Raw genomic sequence first — 16824 nt, 5'->3', positions numbered from 1 at the left:
CGCGCCGACGGTCCGCCGGCCGCCGTTCAGTACGACTTGGGCAGGCCGAGGGACTGCTGGGCCACGTAGTTGAGGACCATCTCCCGGCTGACCGGGGCGATGCGCGCCAGGCGGGCGGCGGCGATCGCCGACCCCAGCCCGTACTCGCTCGCCAGCCCGTTGCCGCCGAGGGTCTGCACGGCCTGGTCGACCGCGCGCACGCACGCCTCGGCGGCGGCGTACTTGGCCATGTTGGCCGCCTCGCCCGCCCCCGCGTCGTCGCCGGAATCGTAGCGGAGCGCCGCGTGCTGGGTCATCAGGCGTGCCTGCTCCAGTTCGATCTTGACCTGGGCGAGGGGATGCGCGAGCCCCTGGTGGGCGCCGATGGGCCTGTCCCCCCACACGGTGCGCTCCTTGGCGTAGGCGACGGCCTTGTCGAGGGCGTGCCGCGCGCTCCCGGCGGCCAGGGACGCGGCCATGATGCGTTCGGGGTTGAGGCCGGCGAACAGCTGGAGGAGCCCGGCCTCGGGGTCTCCGACCAGGGCGTCGCCGGGCAGGCGCACGTCGTCCATGAACAGCTGGAACTGGTGGTCGGGGCTGACCAGGTCCATCTCGATCCGCCTGGCCTCGAACCCGGGGGCGCCGGTGGGGACGGCGAAGAGGGCGGCCGACAGGGTGCCGGAGCCCTCGTCCCGGATCCGGGCGACCACGAGGACGGCGTCGGCGACGTCCACGCCGGAGATGAAGGTCTTGCGGCCGGAGAGCACCCACCCGTCGCCGTCGCGGCGGGCGGTGGTGGTGATGCGGTGGGAGTTGGACCCCGCGTCGGGCTCGGTGATGGCGAAGGCCATGATGGTCCTGCCCGTGGCCAGGCCCGGGAGCCACCGGCGCCGCTGGTCGGGGGTGCCGAAGCGGGCCAGGACGGTGCCGCAGATCGCCGGGGAGACCACCATCATGAGGGTGGGGCACCCGGCTGCGCTCAGCTCCTCCAGGACGGCGGCGAGGTCGCCGATGCCGCCCCCTCCGCCCCCGTACTCCTCGGGGATGTTGACGCCCAGGTAGCCGAGTTCTCCGGCCTCGCGCCACAGCTCGGTGAGGTACTCGCCCTCCCCTGCCCTGGCCCTGTAGTAGCCGGACCCGTATCCGGCGGCGAAGTCGGCCACGACTGCGCGCAGCTCGACGCGTTCGGCGGGTTCGTTGAAGGTCATGGCACCGGTCACGGGTGGGGCCCTTCGTAGTCGAGTACGGCGAGGGGCGCCCCTGCGGGGACCCTCTGGCCCGCCGCGACCGGGATCTCCCGGACGGCACCGGCGGCGGGTGCTGTGATGCGGTGCTCCATCTTCATGGCCTCGATGCGCAGCAGGGTCTGCCCCTCGGCGACCCGGTCCCCCTCGCGGACGTCCACGGCGACGACGGTGCCGGGCATCGGCGCGGGCAGGGCGCCGGGGTCGACCGCGGCCTCGGGTTCGGGGAGGGGGTCGACGGGGGTGAGGGTGACGGAACCGAGCGAGGACTCGACGTGGACGTCGGGGTCCCCCCCGTAGGTGTGGACGGTGAGGGCGCGGCGCAGGCCGTCGGCCTCCAGGACGACGAGGCCGGGGGCCGCGGAGAGGACGCGCACGCCGGGCTGTTCGGGCTCGTAGGCGCCCCGGACGGTCCGGTAGGCGGTGGTGATCCGGCGGCCTCCGCCGCCCCCGGCGGTGTGGACCCGGGTGTGGGCCCGGGAGGGGAGGTTGCGCCAGTTGGCGGGGATCCCCGCGGGGAGCGGGCTGCCGGGCCCCGGGTTCGGGGCGGCGCCGCCGACGCCCCCCGGCACGGCCCGGGGGGAGCGGGCCGCCTCGGCGGCGGCCAGGGAGGCGGCGAGCGCGGCGAGGCGTTCGGCGGGCGGGTCGGCGAGGGGCTGGGCGAGCGCCGTGAGCCGGTCGGCGCCGAGGTAGCCGGTGTGGAGCCCGTCCGGGTGCTCGTCGGCGGCCCCGAACGCGGGGTGGCGGAGCACCCGGACGAGCAGGTCGCGGTTGGTCCCCACCCCGTGGACGCGGGCTCCGGCCAGGGCGGAGGCCAGGCGGCGGACCGCGTCGCGGCGGTCGCGGCCGTGGGCGACGACCTTGGCGAGCAGGGGGTCGAAGTCGGCGCCGACGGTGTCGCCCGGCTCGACCCCGCTGTCCAGGCGCACGCCGTGCCCGTCGGGGTTCGTGAACCGGGCGGTCGCGTCGGGCACGTCGAAGGCCCGCAGGGTCCCGGTGCGGGGCCGCCAGCCTTCGCGGGGGTCCTCGGCGTACAGCCGCGCCTCGACGGCGTGGCCGCGCGGCGCGGGCGGGCCGCCCCCGGGCAGGGCCCCGCCCTCGGCGATCCGGATCTGCCACTCGACCAGGTCCAGCCCGGTGACGCACTCGGTGACGGGGTGTTCGACCTGGAGGCGGGTGTTCATCTCCAGGAAGACGGGGTCGCCGAGGGCGCCGCCGCCGACGGGGACGAGGAACTCGGCGGTCCCGGCCCCGGTGTAGCCGATGGCGCGGGCCAGGGCCCGCGCCGCCTCGTGCAGCCGTTCGCGCAGGCCATCGGGGAGGCCGGGGGCCGGCGTCTCCTCGACGACCTTCTGGTGCCGGCGCTGGACGGAGCAGTCGCGCTCCCCCAGCGCCCAGACGGCGCCGTGGGAGTCGGCGAGGACCTGGACCTCGACGTGGCGCCCGCGGCGGACGTAGGGCTCGCAGAACACGGCCGGGTCGCCGAACGCCGACGCGGCCTCCGCCCGGGCTGCGGCGGCCTCGGCCGGGAGGTCGGCGAGGTCGTGGACGACCCGCATACCGCGTCCGCCTCCCCCGGAGACGGCCTTGACCAGGACGGGCAGGTGTTCGGGGCGCACGTCCCCCGGGTCGAGGGCGTCGGCGACGGGCACCCCCGCCTCGCGGGCGATCCGCTTGGCGAGGGTCTTGGCTCCCATGCGCTCGACCGCGTCGGCGGAGGGTCCCACCCAGGTGAGCCCGGCCCCGGTGACGGCGCGCGCGAACCCTGGGTTCTCGGACAGGAACCCGTAGCCGGGGTGAACGGCGTCCGCCCCCGCGGAGCGCGCGGCGCGGACCAGGGCGTGCGGGTCGAGGTAGGCGTCGACGGGGCTCCCGCCGCCGGGGACCGGCAGGCGCACCGCCGTGTCCGCCTCGGACACGTGCGCGACGCCCTCCTCCCCGGGTGCGTGGACCGCGACGGTCCCGATGCCCATGGTGCGGCAGGTGCGGAAGACCCGGCGGGCGATCTCGCCGCGGTTGGCGACGAGGAGGCGGTTGACGGGGCGGGGCGGGGTGTGGTTCATGGTCTGTGGCTCACATCCGGAAGACGCCGAAGCGGTCGGTGCCGCGCACGGGCGCGTTGTGGGCGTGGGACAGGCACAGGCCCAGGACGGTGCGCGTGTCCCGGGGGTCGATGACCCCGTCGTCGTAGACCCGGCCGGAGAGGAACAGGGGGAGCGACTCGGCCTCGATCTGGTTCTCGACCATCTCGCGGACGGCGGCGTCCCGCTCCTCGTCGTAGGGGCGCCCCCGCGCGGCCGCGGACCGGCGGGCGACGGTGGACAGGACCTCGGCGAGCTGCCTGGGCCCCATGACGGCGGAGCGCGCGCTGGGCCAGGCGAACAGGAACCGGGGGTCGTAGGCCCTGCCGCACATCCCGTAGTGGCCCGCGCCGTAGGAGGCGCCGATGAGCACCGAGAAGTGGGGCACGGTGCTGTTGGAGACGGCGTTGATCATCATGGAGCCGTGCTTGATGATGCCGCCCTGCTCGTACTCCCGGCCGACCATGTAGCCGGTGGTGTTGTGCAGGAACACGAGCGGGGTGTCGGCGCGGTTGGCCAGCTGGATGAACTGGGTGGCCTTGTGCGCCTCGGCGCTGAAGAGCACGCCGTTGTCGTTGGCGAGGACGCCGACGGGGTAGCCGTGCAGCTCGGCCCAGCCGGTGACGAGCCCGCTGCCGTAGGCGGGCTTGAACTCGTCGAACTCCGAGCCGTCCACGATCCGGGCGAGGACCTCGCGCGGATCGACCGGCACCTTGAGGTCGGGCGGCATGACGCCGAGCAGGTCCTCTGCGGGGTGGAGGGGCTCCGCGGCGGCCCCTCGCGGGGCGGGCCCCTGTTTGCGGTGGTTGAGCCGGGCGACGATCCTCCGTCCGAGGCGCAGGGCGTCGTGCTCGTCCTCGGCGAGGTGGTCGGCGAGTCCGGAGACCTCGGCGTGCATGCGGGCTCCGCCCAGGGACTCGTCGTCGCTGTCCTCGCCGGTGGCCGCCTTGACGAGCGGCGGCCCGCCGAGGAACACCTTGGCGCGGTCGCGGACCATGACCACGTGGTCGCTCATGCCGGGGACGTAGGCGCCGCCCGCGGTGGAGTTGCCGAACACCAGCGCGACGGTGGGGATCCCGGCCGCGGAGAGGCGCGTCAGGTCGCGGAAGGTCCGTCCGCCCGGGACGAAGATCTCCTTCTGCGTGGGCAGGTCGGCGCCGCCGGACTCGACCAGGCTGATCATCGGCATGCGGTTCTGCTCGGCGATCTCGGCGGCCCGCGCCGACTTCCGCAGCGTCCACGGGTTGCTGGAGCCGCCGCGGACGGTGGGGTCGTTGGCGACGACGACGCACTCGACGCCGGAGACCACCCCGACACCGGTGACGACACTCGCGCCGACGTGGAAGTCGCTCCCCCAGGCGGCCAGGGGGGACAGCTCCAGGAAGGGGCTGCCCTCGTCCAGGAGGAGTTCGATCCGCTCCCGGGGCAGCAGCTTGCCCCGGGAGCGGTGGCGTTCGACGTACTTCTCCCCGCCTCCGGCCAGGGCCCTGGCGTGTTCGGCGCCGATCTCGGCGAGCTTGGCGAGCATGGCCTCGCGGGCCTCGGCGAACGCGGGCGAGGCGGGGTCGAGCCGGGTTCCCAGGACGCTCACGGCCGCTCCGTCCCCGGCGGGGGCCGGTGCGCTCGGCGGGGCCCGGGGAGGGCGGGGGTCGGGGCGTTCACTGCCGTGCCACCTCCGGGAGGAGCTTCTCGGGGATCAGGGTCCTGCGCGCCCGCAGCCACTCCCCCAGCCCCTTGGCCTGCGGGTCCGGGCCCTCGCGCCGGGCGCTGCCGGGGGCGAGCATGCCCTCGATCCAGAAGTTGGCCGCGCGCAGGTTGGGCAGCAGGTGGCGGGTGACCACGAGGCCGGCGGTCTCGGGCAGCAGCTCGCGCAGCAGGGGGACGGTGAGGGTGTGGGCGAGCCAGCGCCAGGCGTCGTCGTCGGCCGCCCACACGCCGAGGTTGGCGTCGGCGCCCTTGTCCCCGCTGCGCGCCCCCACGACCAGGCCGAGCGGCGCCTCGCGCAGCGTCCCCTCCGGGAGGGGCGGGGGGAGCGGGGGTTCGGGGACCTCGGCCGGCCGCCGGGTCCGGGGGGCGGGGGCGACGGACACCCGGGCCCCGTCGGGGAGGATGGCGGTGTGCTCCACCTCGTCGGCGGGCACGAGCACGTGCGTGGCGGCGACGCCGTCCGGGCGCGCGTCGCGCGGCGGCGAGGTGAGGTGGAAACCGGCGTACCCGGCCAGGGCCAGCTCGACGGCGGCCGCCCCGAAGGCCCTGCCGACCCTGGACGCGTCGTGGTCGCGCGCGGTCACCCGCAGCCGCGCGGTGGCGGCGTCCTGGGTGGGCCCGTGCGGGTCCTCGGCGGGAACGAACTCGAAGCGCAGGTCCTCGGGGCGGCGGTGGGCGAGCGCGGCGCGCATCTGCCGTTCGGCGAGCGCCGCCTTGTCCTCGGCGTCCAGCCCGGTGATCAGGAACTCGACGTCGTTGCGGAACCCGGTGAGGCCGGTCAGCCCCACCTTGAGCTCGGCGGGCGGTCGCTCGCCGCGCGTGCCGCTGATCCGGACCCGGTCGGGGCCCTCCCGGGTGAGCCGGACGGTGTCCAGGCGCGTGGTGACGTCGGGCCCGGGATAGCGGGCGCCCGCGATCTCGTAGACGAGCTGGGCGGTGACGGTCCCGGTGGTGACCGCTCCCCCGGTGCCGGGGTGCTTGGTGACGACCGCGCTGCCGTCGGCGCCGATCTCGGCGATCGGGAAGCCGGGGCGGTCCAGGTCGTGCCCCTCGCGGAGGAGGGCGGCCGCGTGGGCGTAGTTGCCGCCGGTGGCCTGGGCCCCGCACTCGATGACGTGCCCGGCGACCGTGGCCCCGGCGAGCGCGTCGAGGTCGTCCGGGGTCCACCCGAAGTGGGAGACGGCGGGCCCGACGGTCAGGGAGGCGTCGGTGACCCGTCCGGTGACGACGATGTCGGCCCCGGCGTCCAGGCAGGCGGCGATCCCGAAGGCGCCCAGGTAGGCGTTGGCGGTCAGGGGGCTGCCGAGGTCGAGCTCCTCCGCCCGGTGGAGGAGGTCGTCGCCCGTGACGCAGGCGATGCGGGGGGCGAGGCCGAGCCCGTCGGCGAGCTCGGTGAGCCTGTCGGCCAGGCCCCGGGGGTTGAGGCCGCCGGCGTTGGTGACCACCCTGACGCGGCGTTCCGTGATCAGGGTCAGGCAGTCCCGCATCTGGCCGAGGAAGGTCCTGGCGTAGCCGCGCCCCGGGTCGGCGAGCTGGTCGCGGCCGAGGATGGCCATGGTGAGTTCGGCCAGGTAGTCGCCGGTGAGGACGTCCACCGGGCCGCCCGTGAGCATCTCGTGGACGGCGGCGAAGCGGTCCCCGTAGAAACCGGAGGCGTTCGCGACCCACAGGGGGGACGTAGCGGTCATGGACACGAGGGTGACACCGGACACACCGAAAAACAAGCGTGGGTGATTGTTCTTCCCGGGCGGGCCGTGTGTCACGCCGTGGCCGGAACCGGCCACGGAGGGTGGGTTGCAGACCGGGGGAGCGGGCACGCGCGCGGGGTAGTTTGGCGCGGTGAGTACCTCCCCTGAAGACACGAACCCCACCGACGAGACCCCCGGCGCGGCGGCCGAGGAAACGAGGGCCGCGGGCGACACCGGGGCGGGCAACGCCTTCCTCGAAGGAACCCCGGTCGGCCCGCCCCCCACCCCGGGCGGGCTCTTCGCCGCCGAGACCTTCAGCGTCATCGGCCTGCTGCTGTTCGCCCTCACCACCGTCCACACCCGGCTGTTCGAGCTCTTCAGCTGGTTCTTCCTCAGCGGCGCGGCCCCGTCGCACAGCGCCCAGCAGGCGGCCGTGCTCTCGGCCGAGGTCGCCGTCGCGGGCGGCCTGAGCGCCCTGTCCGTGCTCGCCGCGGCCGTGGCCCTGTTCCGCGGCGGCGCCGCCACCCGGGCGTGGAGCCGCTGGTGCGCGGCCGCCACCGTCGTCGTGGGCAGCCTGATGCTGATCGTCTCCGTGCTGACCTTCGCCGGCCTGCCCTCCGGGTCCTGAGCCCGGAGCCCTCCGGGGTCGGGGCCTTTGATTGCCCCGGTGGTCGGGGTCGCGCGATCGCGCCCTCCCGCACCCCAACTGGTCCCGCCCCTGAGGCGACGCACCCCGCTCAGGGTCTGAGCGGGCAGCGCGGGTCCTACGGCCGACCCGCGCGTTCCTGCCCGGGCACACCCGGATCCGTTCGCACCCCGCCGTGTCCGGGGAGGGCAGCACCGCCCACCTTCAACCACCACACGGTGACGGCGAAAACCCTCTATGGCCGAGGTTCACAACCCCCTGGTGACAGCGGCGATTCTTAGGCTCCGCTTACGGTGACCAACGGGTACGTTGGCCGCGTGAGTACCGCACCAGGAGACAACGACAGCCCCGACCGCAACCCCCTCACCCCGAACGAGGCCCCGAAGCCGACGTTCGAGCCCGGGGTCGCGCCGGAAGTGCCCGACTCCGGGGCGGCCCACCCGTCCGACTCCGGCCCACCGACCGGCGAGGCCGCCGACACGAGGGAGGCCGAGGCCGAGGCCGCCGCGGTGACCGCGGCGCCGCACGCACCGGCGGCCTCCGGCGTGTTCTCGACGGAGACCCTCGGCATCGTCGGACTCGTGCTCCTCGCCGTGACCCTGTTCTCCGGCCAGCTGCTGGAGATCCTCACCAGCATGCTCCTCGTCGGCGGCCAGCCCATCGGCGCGGACCAGATCACGCAGATCCGCACGCAGATCATGCTCGGCGGCGCCGTGGCGCTGCTCACCGTGGTGGTGTCCGCGCTCGCGCTGGTGCTCGCCGACTCGAGGACCCGGCCGTGGGGGCGCTGGGTGTCCGCAGCCGCGTTGATCGCCGGACTCCTGTTCGTGGCCGTCGCCGCCGTGTCCTACCTGCTCATCCCCGAGGCGGCCCCGATGATGCCGCCCGTGATGGAGTGACCGCGGGCCCGTGCGCGGAACACCCCGGAGCGGGTCCCGGACGAGCGGTCGCCGAACGGCCGCGCGTCCCCGGGGCCCGCTCCTGTGTCGTTTCCCGTACGGCTCCGACCCCTCCGTGATTGACGCACCCAGAAACTGCAACTATCTTGGTGTCCGTTAACGGCTCGACGGGGAAGGGGCGGACGTGAGCGTCAACAGCCGGAGCGCGGTCGCGATCCACGCGCTGACCTACCTGGCCCGCCGGGGGGACGAACTGCCGCGGTCCTCCGCCGACATCGCCGAGAGCCTGGAGAGCAACCCCGTGGTCGTCAGGCGCATCCTCGGGCGCCTGCGCGACGCCTCGCTGGCGTGGTCCACCGAGGGGCGGGGAGGCGGCTGGCGCCTCGCGCGCCCGGCGGAGGACATCAGCCTCTACGACGCCCACGCGGCGGTCGCGGACGGTCCCCTCCTCCCCCTGCACTCCCACCCCCCGAGCGCGGGGTGCGTCATCGGCAGGCACATCCAGTCCCTGCTCGAAGTGGAATTCGCACAGGCGGAGCAGGCCCTGCGGGACCGACTCGGCCGCACGACCGTCGCCGACATGCTCGCCCAGGTCCTCGAGCGCGAGCGCACCCTCGGCGCACCGCGCTCCTAAATCGGGCGGAAGGGAGACCTTCCGCCTTTTTTTCGCCCAAAACTGCCACCAAATTAGTTGCAGTAAGTGAGAGTCAAGGTGAACACATGAGACCGACGCCGGCCTCCGCGCCCCCCGCCCCCTCGACGTCCGCGCTCTTGGCGGTGCTCGTCGCGGCCATGCTCCTCATGGTCGTCGCCAGCGACATGGTCGGGCTCGTCCTACCCCTCATGGGAGAGCAGTTCGCAGCCTCGGAAGCACAGCTCGCCTGGGTCGTCACCGGCTTCCTCCTGGTCTTCTCGGTCGGCATCCCCGTCTACGGCCGCGTCTCCGACCGCGTCGGCCTCCGAAGCTTGTTCCGCGGGGCCCTGCTGGTCTACGCGGCGGGCAGCCTGGTCTGCGCCCTCGCACCGACGCTGCCGCTCCTCGTCCTCGGACGGCTGGTGATGGGGGCGGGCGCCGCCGCGGTCCCGGTCCTGTCCGTCATCGCCGTCACCCGGGTCCTCCCGCCCGGCAGGAGAGGCACGGGGATCGGGTTCGTCTCCGCCGCGGGAGGCGCGGGCGCCGCCCTCGGCCCGTCCATCGGGGGCGGAATCGGTGAACTCCTCGGGTGGCCCGCGCTCTTCTGGATCACCATGGCGGGCGCGCTGCTGCTGGCCGCCGCCTCACGGGTGCTGCCCGACGACGCCCCCGGGGACGCGCGGCCCTTCGACCTGCTCGGCGGCGTCCTCCTCGGTCTGGCGGCCGGTCTCGTCCTGTTCGGGGTGACCCGGGGGCAGGAGAGCGGCTTCGACTCGCCGTCGTCGTACGGGAGCGTCCTGGCCTCCGCCACCGCGGCCGCGCTGTTCGCATGGCGCACCGTCCGCTCCGAGCAGCCGTTCGTCCCGCCGGCGCTGTTCGCCGACCGGGTCTACGTGTCGGCCGTGGCCACCGTGTTCCTGGCCATGTTCGTGAACATGACCGCCCTCGTGTTCGTCCCCCTGCTCGTCGTCGGCGTGAACGGTCTCGGTCCCGGAGCGGGAAGCCTCGTGATGATCCCGGGCGGGGTCGCGCTGGCGGTCCTGTCCCCGCTGGCGGGCCGGGTCGCCGGGTCCGCGGCGGCGCGGTGGTGGGTGGTCGGGGGCCTGGCTCTGATGGGCGCCTCGACGTTCCACCTCTCCGTCCACGGGGCGTCGCCCGCCGCCGCCGCGCTCGGCGTGGTGGGCGTGGGCGCGGGCTTCGCCTTCGTGGCCACCCTCGTCACGGACAGCGCGGCCGGCGCCCTTCCCCCCGACCGGGTGGGTGTCGGCATGGGTGTCCTCCAGGGCGCCCAGTTCCTGGGGGCCGGTACGGGACCGGCGCTGATCGGCGCCCTGGTCGCGGCCCGCCAGGCGGGCGGGCACGACGCCGTCAACCCGCTCCACACCCTCGCGGCCCCCGCGTACTCGGACGCCTTCCTGGCGGTGACCCTGGTGGCCGTCCTCGGAGCGGCGTCCGCGCTCGGCCTGGCCCGGCGCCCCACCGGGCCGGCGGCGGACCCCGTACGGACCTGACCGGCGGCCCCCGGAAACCGCGGGGACGGCGGGGCCGCTCGCCGGGAGCCGCACGGTTCCCCGACCGACCGGTCGCGGGGCGGCCACCCGACCGGTGGCTGCCCCGCGGCCGGTCCCGGGCCGCGAGGGGTCCGGGCTCAGGCGATGCGGTCGATGACCAGCGGGGCGGCCTCGTGGCGCCCGTCCTGGTCGATCCCGAACGCGCCCTCCAGGGCCTGCGCCGCCCGCTCGAACCGCGCCTCCTCGTCCGCGTGCAGGGTGAACAGGGGCTCCCCCGCCTGCACCCGCTCCCCCGGCTTGGCGTGCAGTGTCACCCCGGCCCCGAAGGAGACCGCGTCCTCCTTGCGCGCCCGTCCCGCGCCCAGCCGCCACGCCGCCAGCCCCACCTGGTAGGCGTCCAGCCGGGTGACGGTGCCCGACGCCGGGGCGAGCACCGTGCGCCGCTCGGCGGCCACCGGCAGGGGTGCGTCCGGGTCGCCCCCCTGCGCCCGGATCAGCCGCTTCCACGACGCCAGCGCGCTCCCGTCCCGCAGGGCCTCGGCCGGGTCCTTGACACCGTTCCCGCCGGGGGTGAGGCCTGCCGCGGCCAGCATCTCCCGGGCCAGGGCCACGGTCAGCTCCACGACGTCGGCGGGGCCGCCGCCGGAGAGCACCTCCACCGCCTCGGCGACCTCCAGGGCGTTGCCGACCTGGCGCCCCAGCGGCGCCTCCATGTCGGTGAGCAGCGCCACGGTGCGGACCCCGTGGTCGTTGCCGATGTCCACCATGGTGCGGGCCAGCTCGCGGGCGGACCCGGCGTCCTTCATGAACGCGCCCGATCCCACCTTGACGTCGAGGACGAGCGCCCCGGTGCCCTCGGCGAGCTTCTTGCTCATGATGGAGGCGGCGATGAGCGGGATCGACTCGACCGTCCCGGTGACGTCGCGCAGCGCGTACAGCTTGCGGTCGGCGGGGGCCAGGCCGGTCCCCGCGGCGCAGATCACGCCGCCCGTGGCCTCCAGCACGCCGCGCATCTCCTCCGCGGTCAGCGACGCGCGCCACCCGGGGATCGACTCCAGCTTGTCCAGCGTGCCGCCGGTGTGGCCGAGCCCGCGCCCGGACAGCTGCGGCACGGCGGCCCCGCACGCGGCGACGGTCGGGGTGAGCGGCAGGGTGATCTTGTCGCCGACCCCGCCGGTGGAGTGCTTGTCGGTGGTGGGCCGGTCCAGGCCGGAGAAGTCCAGCCGGTCCCCGGACGCGAGCATCGCCTCGGTCCACCGGCCCACCTCGGCACGGTTCATCCCGCGCAGGAAGACCGCCATGGCCAGCGCCGACATCTGCTCCTCGGCCACCGCCCCCCGCGTGTAGGCGTCGATCACCCAGTCGATCTGCCCGGGGGTGAGCTCTCCCCCGTCGCGCTTGGCCCGGATGATCTCGATGACGTCCATGTCTGTTCCTTTCACCTGGCGGGAACTTCGGCGGCACACAGGTCTCCCCGGCCGCCGCCGGGCGGGCGGGGACCGGGGAGACGGCGGGCACCGGCTATGTGAGGTTGTCCGGACCGAAGGCCTGCGGCAGGATCCGGTCCATGGACAGGATCCCCTCCGGGGTGTCCACGAGCAGGTGCGGCCCGCCGTGCTCGAACAGGAGCTGCCGGCAGCGGCCGCACGGCATGAGGACGCCGCCCCGCCCGTCCACGCAGGCGAACGCCGTCAGGCGCCCTCCCCCGGAGGCGTGCAGGGCGCTGACGAGCCCGCACTCGGCGCACAGGCCGACGCCGTACGACGCGTTCTCCACGTTGCAGCCGCTGACCACCCGGCCGTCGTCGACCAGGGCCGCCGCTCCCACCGGGTAGTTCGAGTAGGGCGCGTAGGCGTGCGACATGGCCTCGCGTGCGGCGGCCCGCAGCGCCTCCCAGTCCACCGTGTCCGCGCCGGGCGGGCCGGCCGTCGGTGTGTGGCTCATGACCGGCTCGCCCTCCACTGCTTGCCGACCCCGGCGGGGGGCCGGAGCCTCTGGGAGGCCAGCGAGAGCACCAGGAGCGTCGCGATGTGCGGGCTGTAGGTGGCCAGCTCCCGCGGCAGGGAGTCGGTCGAGAGGTACCAGACCAGCAGCAGGACGCCGGTGAGCACGGCGGCGACCGCCAGGCCCTTGCGGTCCTTGCGCACCTGCCAGACCGCCACCGCGAGCAGCGCCACCGCCAGGAGCAGCAGCAGGGCGTGGATCGCCGCACCGCCGCCGCGGATCTGGAGGGCGTCGGTGTAGCCGAACAGGCCGGCGCCCATGGCGAGGCCTCCCGGGCGCCAGTTGCCGAAGATCATGGCGGCCAGGCCGATGTAGCCGCGGCCGCCGGTCTGCCCCTCCTGGTAGATCTGCGACGCCACGATGGCCAGGAACACCCCGCCCATGCCGGCGAGCCCGCCGGAGATGACCACGGCGACGTACTTGAGGCTGTACACCGGCACGCCGAGGGACTCGGCGGCGTCGGGGTTCTCGCCCACCGAGCGCAGCCGCAGGCCGAAGGTGGTTCGCCACAGCACGAGGTAGGTCACCGGGATCATCATGATCGCGATGAACGTCAGGGCCGACATGCGGGTGGTCAGGCCGATCACCAGCGACGCCAGGTCGCTGACCACGAAGATCCCGCTGCCCGCCACGGGCGCGAGCGCGTCGGCGACGAACGGGAGGTTCCACACCGGGAACGGCGGCGTGGTCGGCGACTGGGCGGCCCCCGCGCCGGGCACGTCGGAGTAGACCAGGATCGACAGGTAGCGCATCGCGCCGAGCATGAGGATGTTGATGGCCACGCCGGACACGATGTGGTCGACCGCGAAGGTGACCGTCGCCACGGCGTGCAGCAGGCCCCCGGCCATGCCGGCCAGGACACCGGCCAGCAGGCCCATCCACGGGTTGTCGGTCGACCAGGCGAAGTAGGCCCCGAACCAGGTGCCCAGGATCATCATGCCTTCGAGGCCGATGTTGATGACGCCCGCCCGCTCGGCCCACAGGCCGCCCAGGGCCGCCAGGCCGATGGGCACCGCGAAGGTGATGGTGGTGCGGATGGTGCCCGCGTCGGTGAGCATGTCCTGGCCGGTGATGACGCGCAGCCCCGCCAGGGACACCAGCACCGCGCCGAACAGGGTGAGGAAGCGCCAGCGCGACCAGCCTCCCGGCCTGGGCGGCGCCTTGACCGGTTCCATCACGTTGAGTTCCTGGCTCACTGGGCCTCCCCGTCGCGCTTGCCGTCGGAGCCGGGGGCCGTGTCGCCCCCGCCGTCGGCGGACCCGTCCTCGGACGCCGTGCCGGAGGGCACGGCCTGCGCGGGTTCAGTGGTGGACTCGGCGGTGGCGCCGAGCTGGTTGCCGATCTGCTGCTGCTGGTAGCGGCGGCCCCAGCGGTGCACGACCTCGTAGACCACGACGACGGTGAGCACGATGGTGGCCTGGGAGATGACCGCGATCTCCTGGGGGATCCCGTCGAAGGGCAGGATGCCCGCCGCCTGGTTCAGGAACGACCAGAAGAGGGCGGCGAAGACGATGCCGACCGGGTGGTTGCGGCCCAGCAGTGCGATGGCGATGCCGATGAAGCCGATGCCGGTCGGGAAGTCCAGGGCGTAGTAGTGCGAGCTGCCCAGCAGCTGGGGCAGGCCGACCAGCCCGGCGACCATGCCCGAGAAGAGCATGGACAGGAACACCATCTTCTTGACGTTGACGCCGCTGGCCTCGGCGGCCGACTGCGACTGGCCGGTGGCCCGCAGCTCGAACCCGAAGCGGGTGCGGTTGAGCATCACCCAGTAGCCGATGCCCACGGCGACCGCGAGGAGGACGAAGCCGAAGATCTCCTGCTCGGAGCCGAGGAAGCCCGCCGGGATGCCGGGCACCCACGACGACTCGGGCATCGGCGGGGTGCCGATGTTGTTGGTGCTGATCTCCACCGCGAGGCGGTCGGTGCTGAGCAGGTAGGCGGTGATGCCGGTGGCGATGGCGTTGAGCATGATCGTGGAGATCACCTCGGAGACGCCCCGGGCCACCTTGAGGTACCCCGCGATGCCCGCCCACGCGCCGCCGACGGCGACGGCCGTGGCGATGACGACGATCTGGCTGAGCACCGGGGGCAGGACCACGTAGCCGCCGACGGCGGCCGCGAGCAGGGCCGCGAGCCGGTACTGCCCGTCGACGCCGATGTTGAACAGCTTCATCTTGAAGCCGATCGCCACGGCCACGGCGGCCAGGTAGTAGGTGGTGCCGTCGTTGATGATCTTGACCAGGCTGTTGGGCCTGGTGCCGTACTCGATCATCCGCGCGAAGGTGGGCAGCGGCGGGATGCCGCTGAAGAAGAGGACGGCGGCCGTGACTCCGATCGCGATGACCCCGGCGGCGAGGACCGCGGCGAAGGACAGCGCGAGCATGGCGGACAGCCGGTGGAACAGCGTGAACGCCACGGCCGAGCCGACGAGCGCGCCCAGGGCGGCGGCGACCGGCTCGATCAGGGACAGGTCCAGGAACCAGGCGGACAGCAGCCCGGAGACCACCGCCAGCACCAGCGCGGTCGGCACGACCAGGGTCGTGTGGAGCGTGGTGCCCTGCTCCTTCGTGCCGTCGGCCCCGGCCCTGCGCTCGTCCGGGACCAGCGGTCCGGACCAGGCCACGAAGGCGAAGGCCGCCGCGACGCCGATGACCAGCGCGGCCCACCACAGCAGCGCGAGATCGAGGGCGGCGGTGACCCCGACGCCGAGGACGACGGCGACGGCCGCCGCGGCCGGGGCGGGCAGGGTCCTGTCGGGGCGGGGAATCCTACTCATGATCCGCCCTCGTTCCCGTTTCGGTCGGCACCGTCAGCACCGCTGTCACCTTCTGTGCTCGCGTCGCCCCCGCCCAGCCCGGCCCCGGTCATGGCGGAGCCCAGCTGTTCGGGTGTGACGGTGGTCGGGTCGGCCTGCGCGACCAGGCGGCCGCGCAGGATCACGTGCAGGGTGTCGGACATGCCGATCAGCTCGTCCAGGTCGGCGGAGACCAGCAGCACCGCCAGGCCGGCCGCGCGGGCGTCGCGCAGCTGCTCCCAGATGGCGGCCTGGGCGCCGACGTCCACACCGCGGGTGGGGTGGGCGGCCACCAGGAAGCGCGGGGAGCCGCTCATCTCCCGGCCGATGATGAACTTCTGCTGGTTGCCGCCGGACAGGGCGTCGGCGATCACGTCGATGTTGGGGGTGCGCACGTCGTACTCGGCGACGATGCGCTCGGAGTCGGCGCGCGCCCCGGCCCTGTCGATCCAGGGGCCGCGCACGCTGGGCGCCTTGGTCTGGTGGCCGAGGATCCGGTTCTCCCACAGGGGGGACTCCAGCAGCACGCCGTGCCGGTGCCGGTCCTCGGGGATGTAGCCGACCCCCGCCTCGCGGATGCGCAGCGTGGACCAGGACGTGATGTCGTCCGTGCCCAGGGAGATCGTCCCCGAGGTCAGCGGGCGCATGCCCATGATGGCCTCGATCAGCTCCGACTGGCCGTTGCCCTCGACGCCGGCGATGCCGACGATCTCGCCCTCGCGGATGTCCACGGTGACGCCGTCGACGACGGCGCGGCCGTCGGCGGAGCTGACGGTGACCCCGTCCAGGGACAGGACGACGTTGTCGGTGACGGTCGACTCGCGCAGCTCGGGGACGGGGAGCTCGCCGCCCACCATCAGCGTGGCCAGTTCCCGGGCGGTGGTGGTGCCCGGGTCGGCCGTGGCCACGGTGGTTCCCCGCCGGATCACGGTGATCTCGTCGGCGACGGAGAGCACCTCGTCCAGCTTGTGCGAGATGAAGATGACGGTGAGGCCCTCGCGCTTGAGCTCGCGCAGGTTGTCGAACAGTTCGTCGACCTCCTGCGGGACCAGGACCGCGGTGGGCTCGTCGAGGATGATGGTCCGGGCGCCCCGGTAGAGCACCTTGAGGATCTCCACCCGCTGGCGCTCCCCGACGCCCAGGTCCTCCATGAGCCGGTCGGGGTCGACCCCGAGCCCGTACTGGGAGGAGAGCTCCCGGATGTGCGCGCGGGCGCGGTTGCCGATGCCGAAGCGGCGTTCGGCTCCGAGCACCACGTTCTCCAGCACGGTCAGGTTGTCGGCGAGCATGAAGTGCTGGTGCACCATGCCGATGCCGTGTTTGATGGCGTCGGAGGGCGAGTTGAGCCGCACCTCCGCGCCCCTGACGTAGATCTGTCCCTCGTCCGGCCGGTGCATGCCGTACAGGGTCTTCATCAGCGTGGACTTCCCGGCACCGTTCTCGCCGACGATGGCGTGCACGGTGCCCGGGGCCACGGTGATGTCGATGTCGTGGTTGGCCACGACCCCGGGAAAACGCTTGGTGATCCCGCGCAGCTCAACGGCGGGGGGCGCCAGGGCCCCGTTGCCCGGTGGCGTGCTGCTCATCTGTCTCCTCGTGAACGTGCGGCGTGGCGCGGACCGCCGGGCCGGGGGCTC

At 74.1% G+C, this 16824-nt stretch carries 13 protein-coding genes; 4 read left to right on the top strand and 9 right to left on the bottom strand.

What is annotated here, in order from left to right; translation table 11 throughout:
• Positions 1-26: 26 nt before the first annotated feature.
• The 4 genes from ACWGL3_RS04995 to ACWGL3_RS04980 form a co-directional block, all read right to left on the bottom strand.
• On the bottom strand, positions 27-1199 hold the full coding sequence (locus tag ACWGL3_RS04995; RefSeq protein ID WP_267948815.1) for an acyl-CoA dehydrogenase family protein: 1173 nt from the start codon (positions 1197-1199) through the stop codon (positions 27-29).
• A complete protein-coding gene (locus ACWGL3_RS04990) occupies positions 1196-3286 on the bottom strand; it encodes an ATP-binding protein (RefSeq protein ID WP_267948814.1) in 2091 nt (696 codons plus the stop codon). The genes ACWGL3_RS04995 and ACWGL3_RS04990 overlap by 4 nt, the downstream gene beginning before the upstream one ends.
• 10 nt (positions 3287-3296) lie before the next feature.
• Positions 3297-4895, bottom strand: a complete 1599-nt coding sequence (locus ACWGL3_RS04985; protein WP_267948813.1) for an acyl-CoA carboxylase subunit beta — start codon at positions 4893-4895, stop codon at positions 3297-3299.
• A gap of 67 nt (positions 4896-4962) precedes the next feature.
• Positions 4963-6699, bottom strand: a complete 1737-nt coding sequence (locus ACWGL3_RS04980) for an acyclic terpene utilization AtuA family protein (RefSeq protein ID WP_267948812.1) — start codon at positions 6697-6699, stop codon at positions 4963-4965.
• Positions 6700-6850: 151 nt separating this feature from the next.
• Between ACWGL3_RS04980 and ACWGL3_RS04975 the strand changes: the two genes are divergently transcribed.
• From ACWGL3_RS04975 to ACWGL3_RS04960, 4 genes are all read left to right on the top strand, one after another.
• Entirely contained in the window at positions 6851-7327 is a 477-nt protein-coding gene (locus ACWGL3_RS04975; protein WP_267948811.1) for a hypothetical protein, read from the top strand.
• Between the two features lie 335 nt (positions 7328-7662).
• Positions 7663-8244 (top strand): hypothetical protein, encoded by a 582-nt coding sequence (locus ACWGL3_RS04970; protein WP_452460910.1) that lies wholly within the window; start codon positions 7663-7665, stop codon positions 8242-8244.
• 184 nt (positions 8245-8428) lie between these two features.
• Positions 8429-8878: an Rrf2 family transcriptional regulator gene (locus ACWGL3_RS04965; RefSeq protein ID WP_267948809.1), complete on the top strand. Its 450-nt coding sequence runs from the start codon at positions 8429-8431 to the stop codon at positions 8876-8878.
• An 86-nt stretch (positions 8879-8964) separates the two neighbouring features.
• A complete protein-coding gene (locus tag ACWGL3_RS04960; protein ID WP_267948808.1) occupies positions 8965-10389 on the top strand; it encodes an MFS transporter in 1425 nt (474 codons plus the stop codon).
• A gap of 137 nt (positions 10390-10526) precedes the next feature.
• On the opposite strand, the gene ACWGL3_RS04955 is transcribed toward ACWGL3_RS04960, so the two are convergent.
• The 5 genes from ACWGL3_RS04955 to ACWGL3_RS04935 all read right to left on the bottom strand — a co-directional run bounded on the left by ACWGL3_RS04955 (position 10527) and on the right by ACWGL3_RS04935 (position 16773).
• Positions 10527-11816 (bottom strand): thymidine phosphorylase, encoded by a 1290-nt coding sequence (locus ACWGL3_RS04955; RefSeq protein WP_267948807.1) that lies wholly within the window; start codon positions 11814-11816, stop codon positions 10527-10529.
• 94 nt (positions 11817-11910) lie between these two features.
• Complete coding sequence (locus tag ACWGL3_RS04950; protein WP_431061488.1) at positions 11911-12351, bottom strand: cytidine deaminase; 441 nt, start codon at positions 12349-12351, stop codon at positions 11911-11913.
• Entirely contained in the window at positions 12330-13589 is a 1260-nt protein-coding gene (locus tag ACWGL3_RS04945) for an ABC transporter permease (RefSeq protein ID WP_267948805.1), read from the bottom strand. Before ACWGL3_RS04945 ends, ACWGL3_RS04950 begins: the two co-directional genes overlap by 22 nt.
• Positions 13586-15169: an ABC transporter permease gene (locus tag ACWGL3_RS04940; RefSeq protein ID WP_452460909.1), complete on the bottom strand. Its 1584-nt coding sequence runs from the start codon at positions 15167-15169 to the stop codon at positions 13586-13588. The genes ACWGL3_RS04945 and ACWGL3_RS04940 overlap by 4 nt, the downstream gene beginning before the upstream one ends.
• Positions 15166-16773, bottom strand: coding sequence for an ABC transporter ATP-binding protein (locus tag ACWGL3_RS04935; protein WP_267948803.1), 1608 nt, complete (start codon positions 16771-16773; stop codon positions 15166-15168). Before ACWGL3_RS04935 ends, ACWGL3_RS04940 begins: the two co-directional genes overlap by 4 nt.
• Positions 16774-16824: the final 51 nt, after the last annotated feature.

It is taken from the genome of Nocardiopsis sp. NPDC055824 (assembly GCF_053616335.1).
The sequence above is the reverse complement of the archived record's forward strand: the minus strand, read 5'-3'. Positions and strand labels throughout refer to the sequence as shown.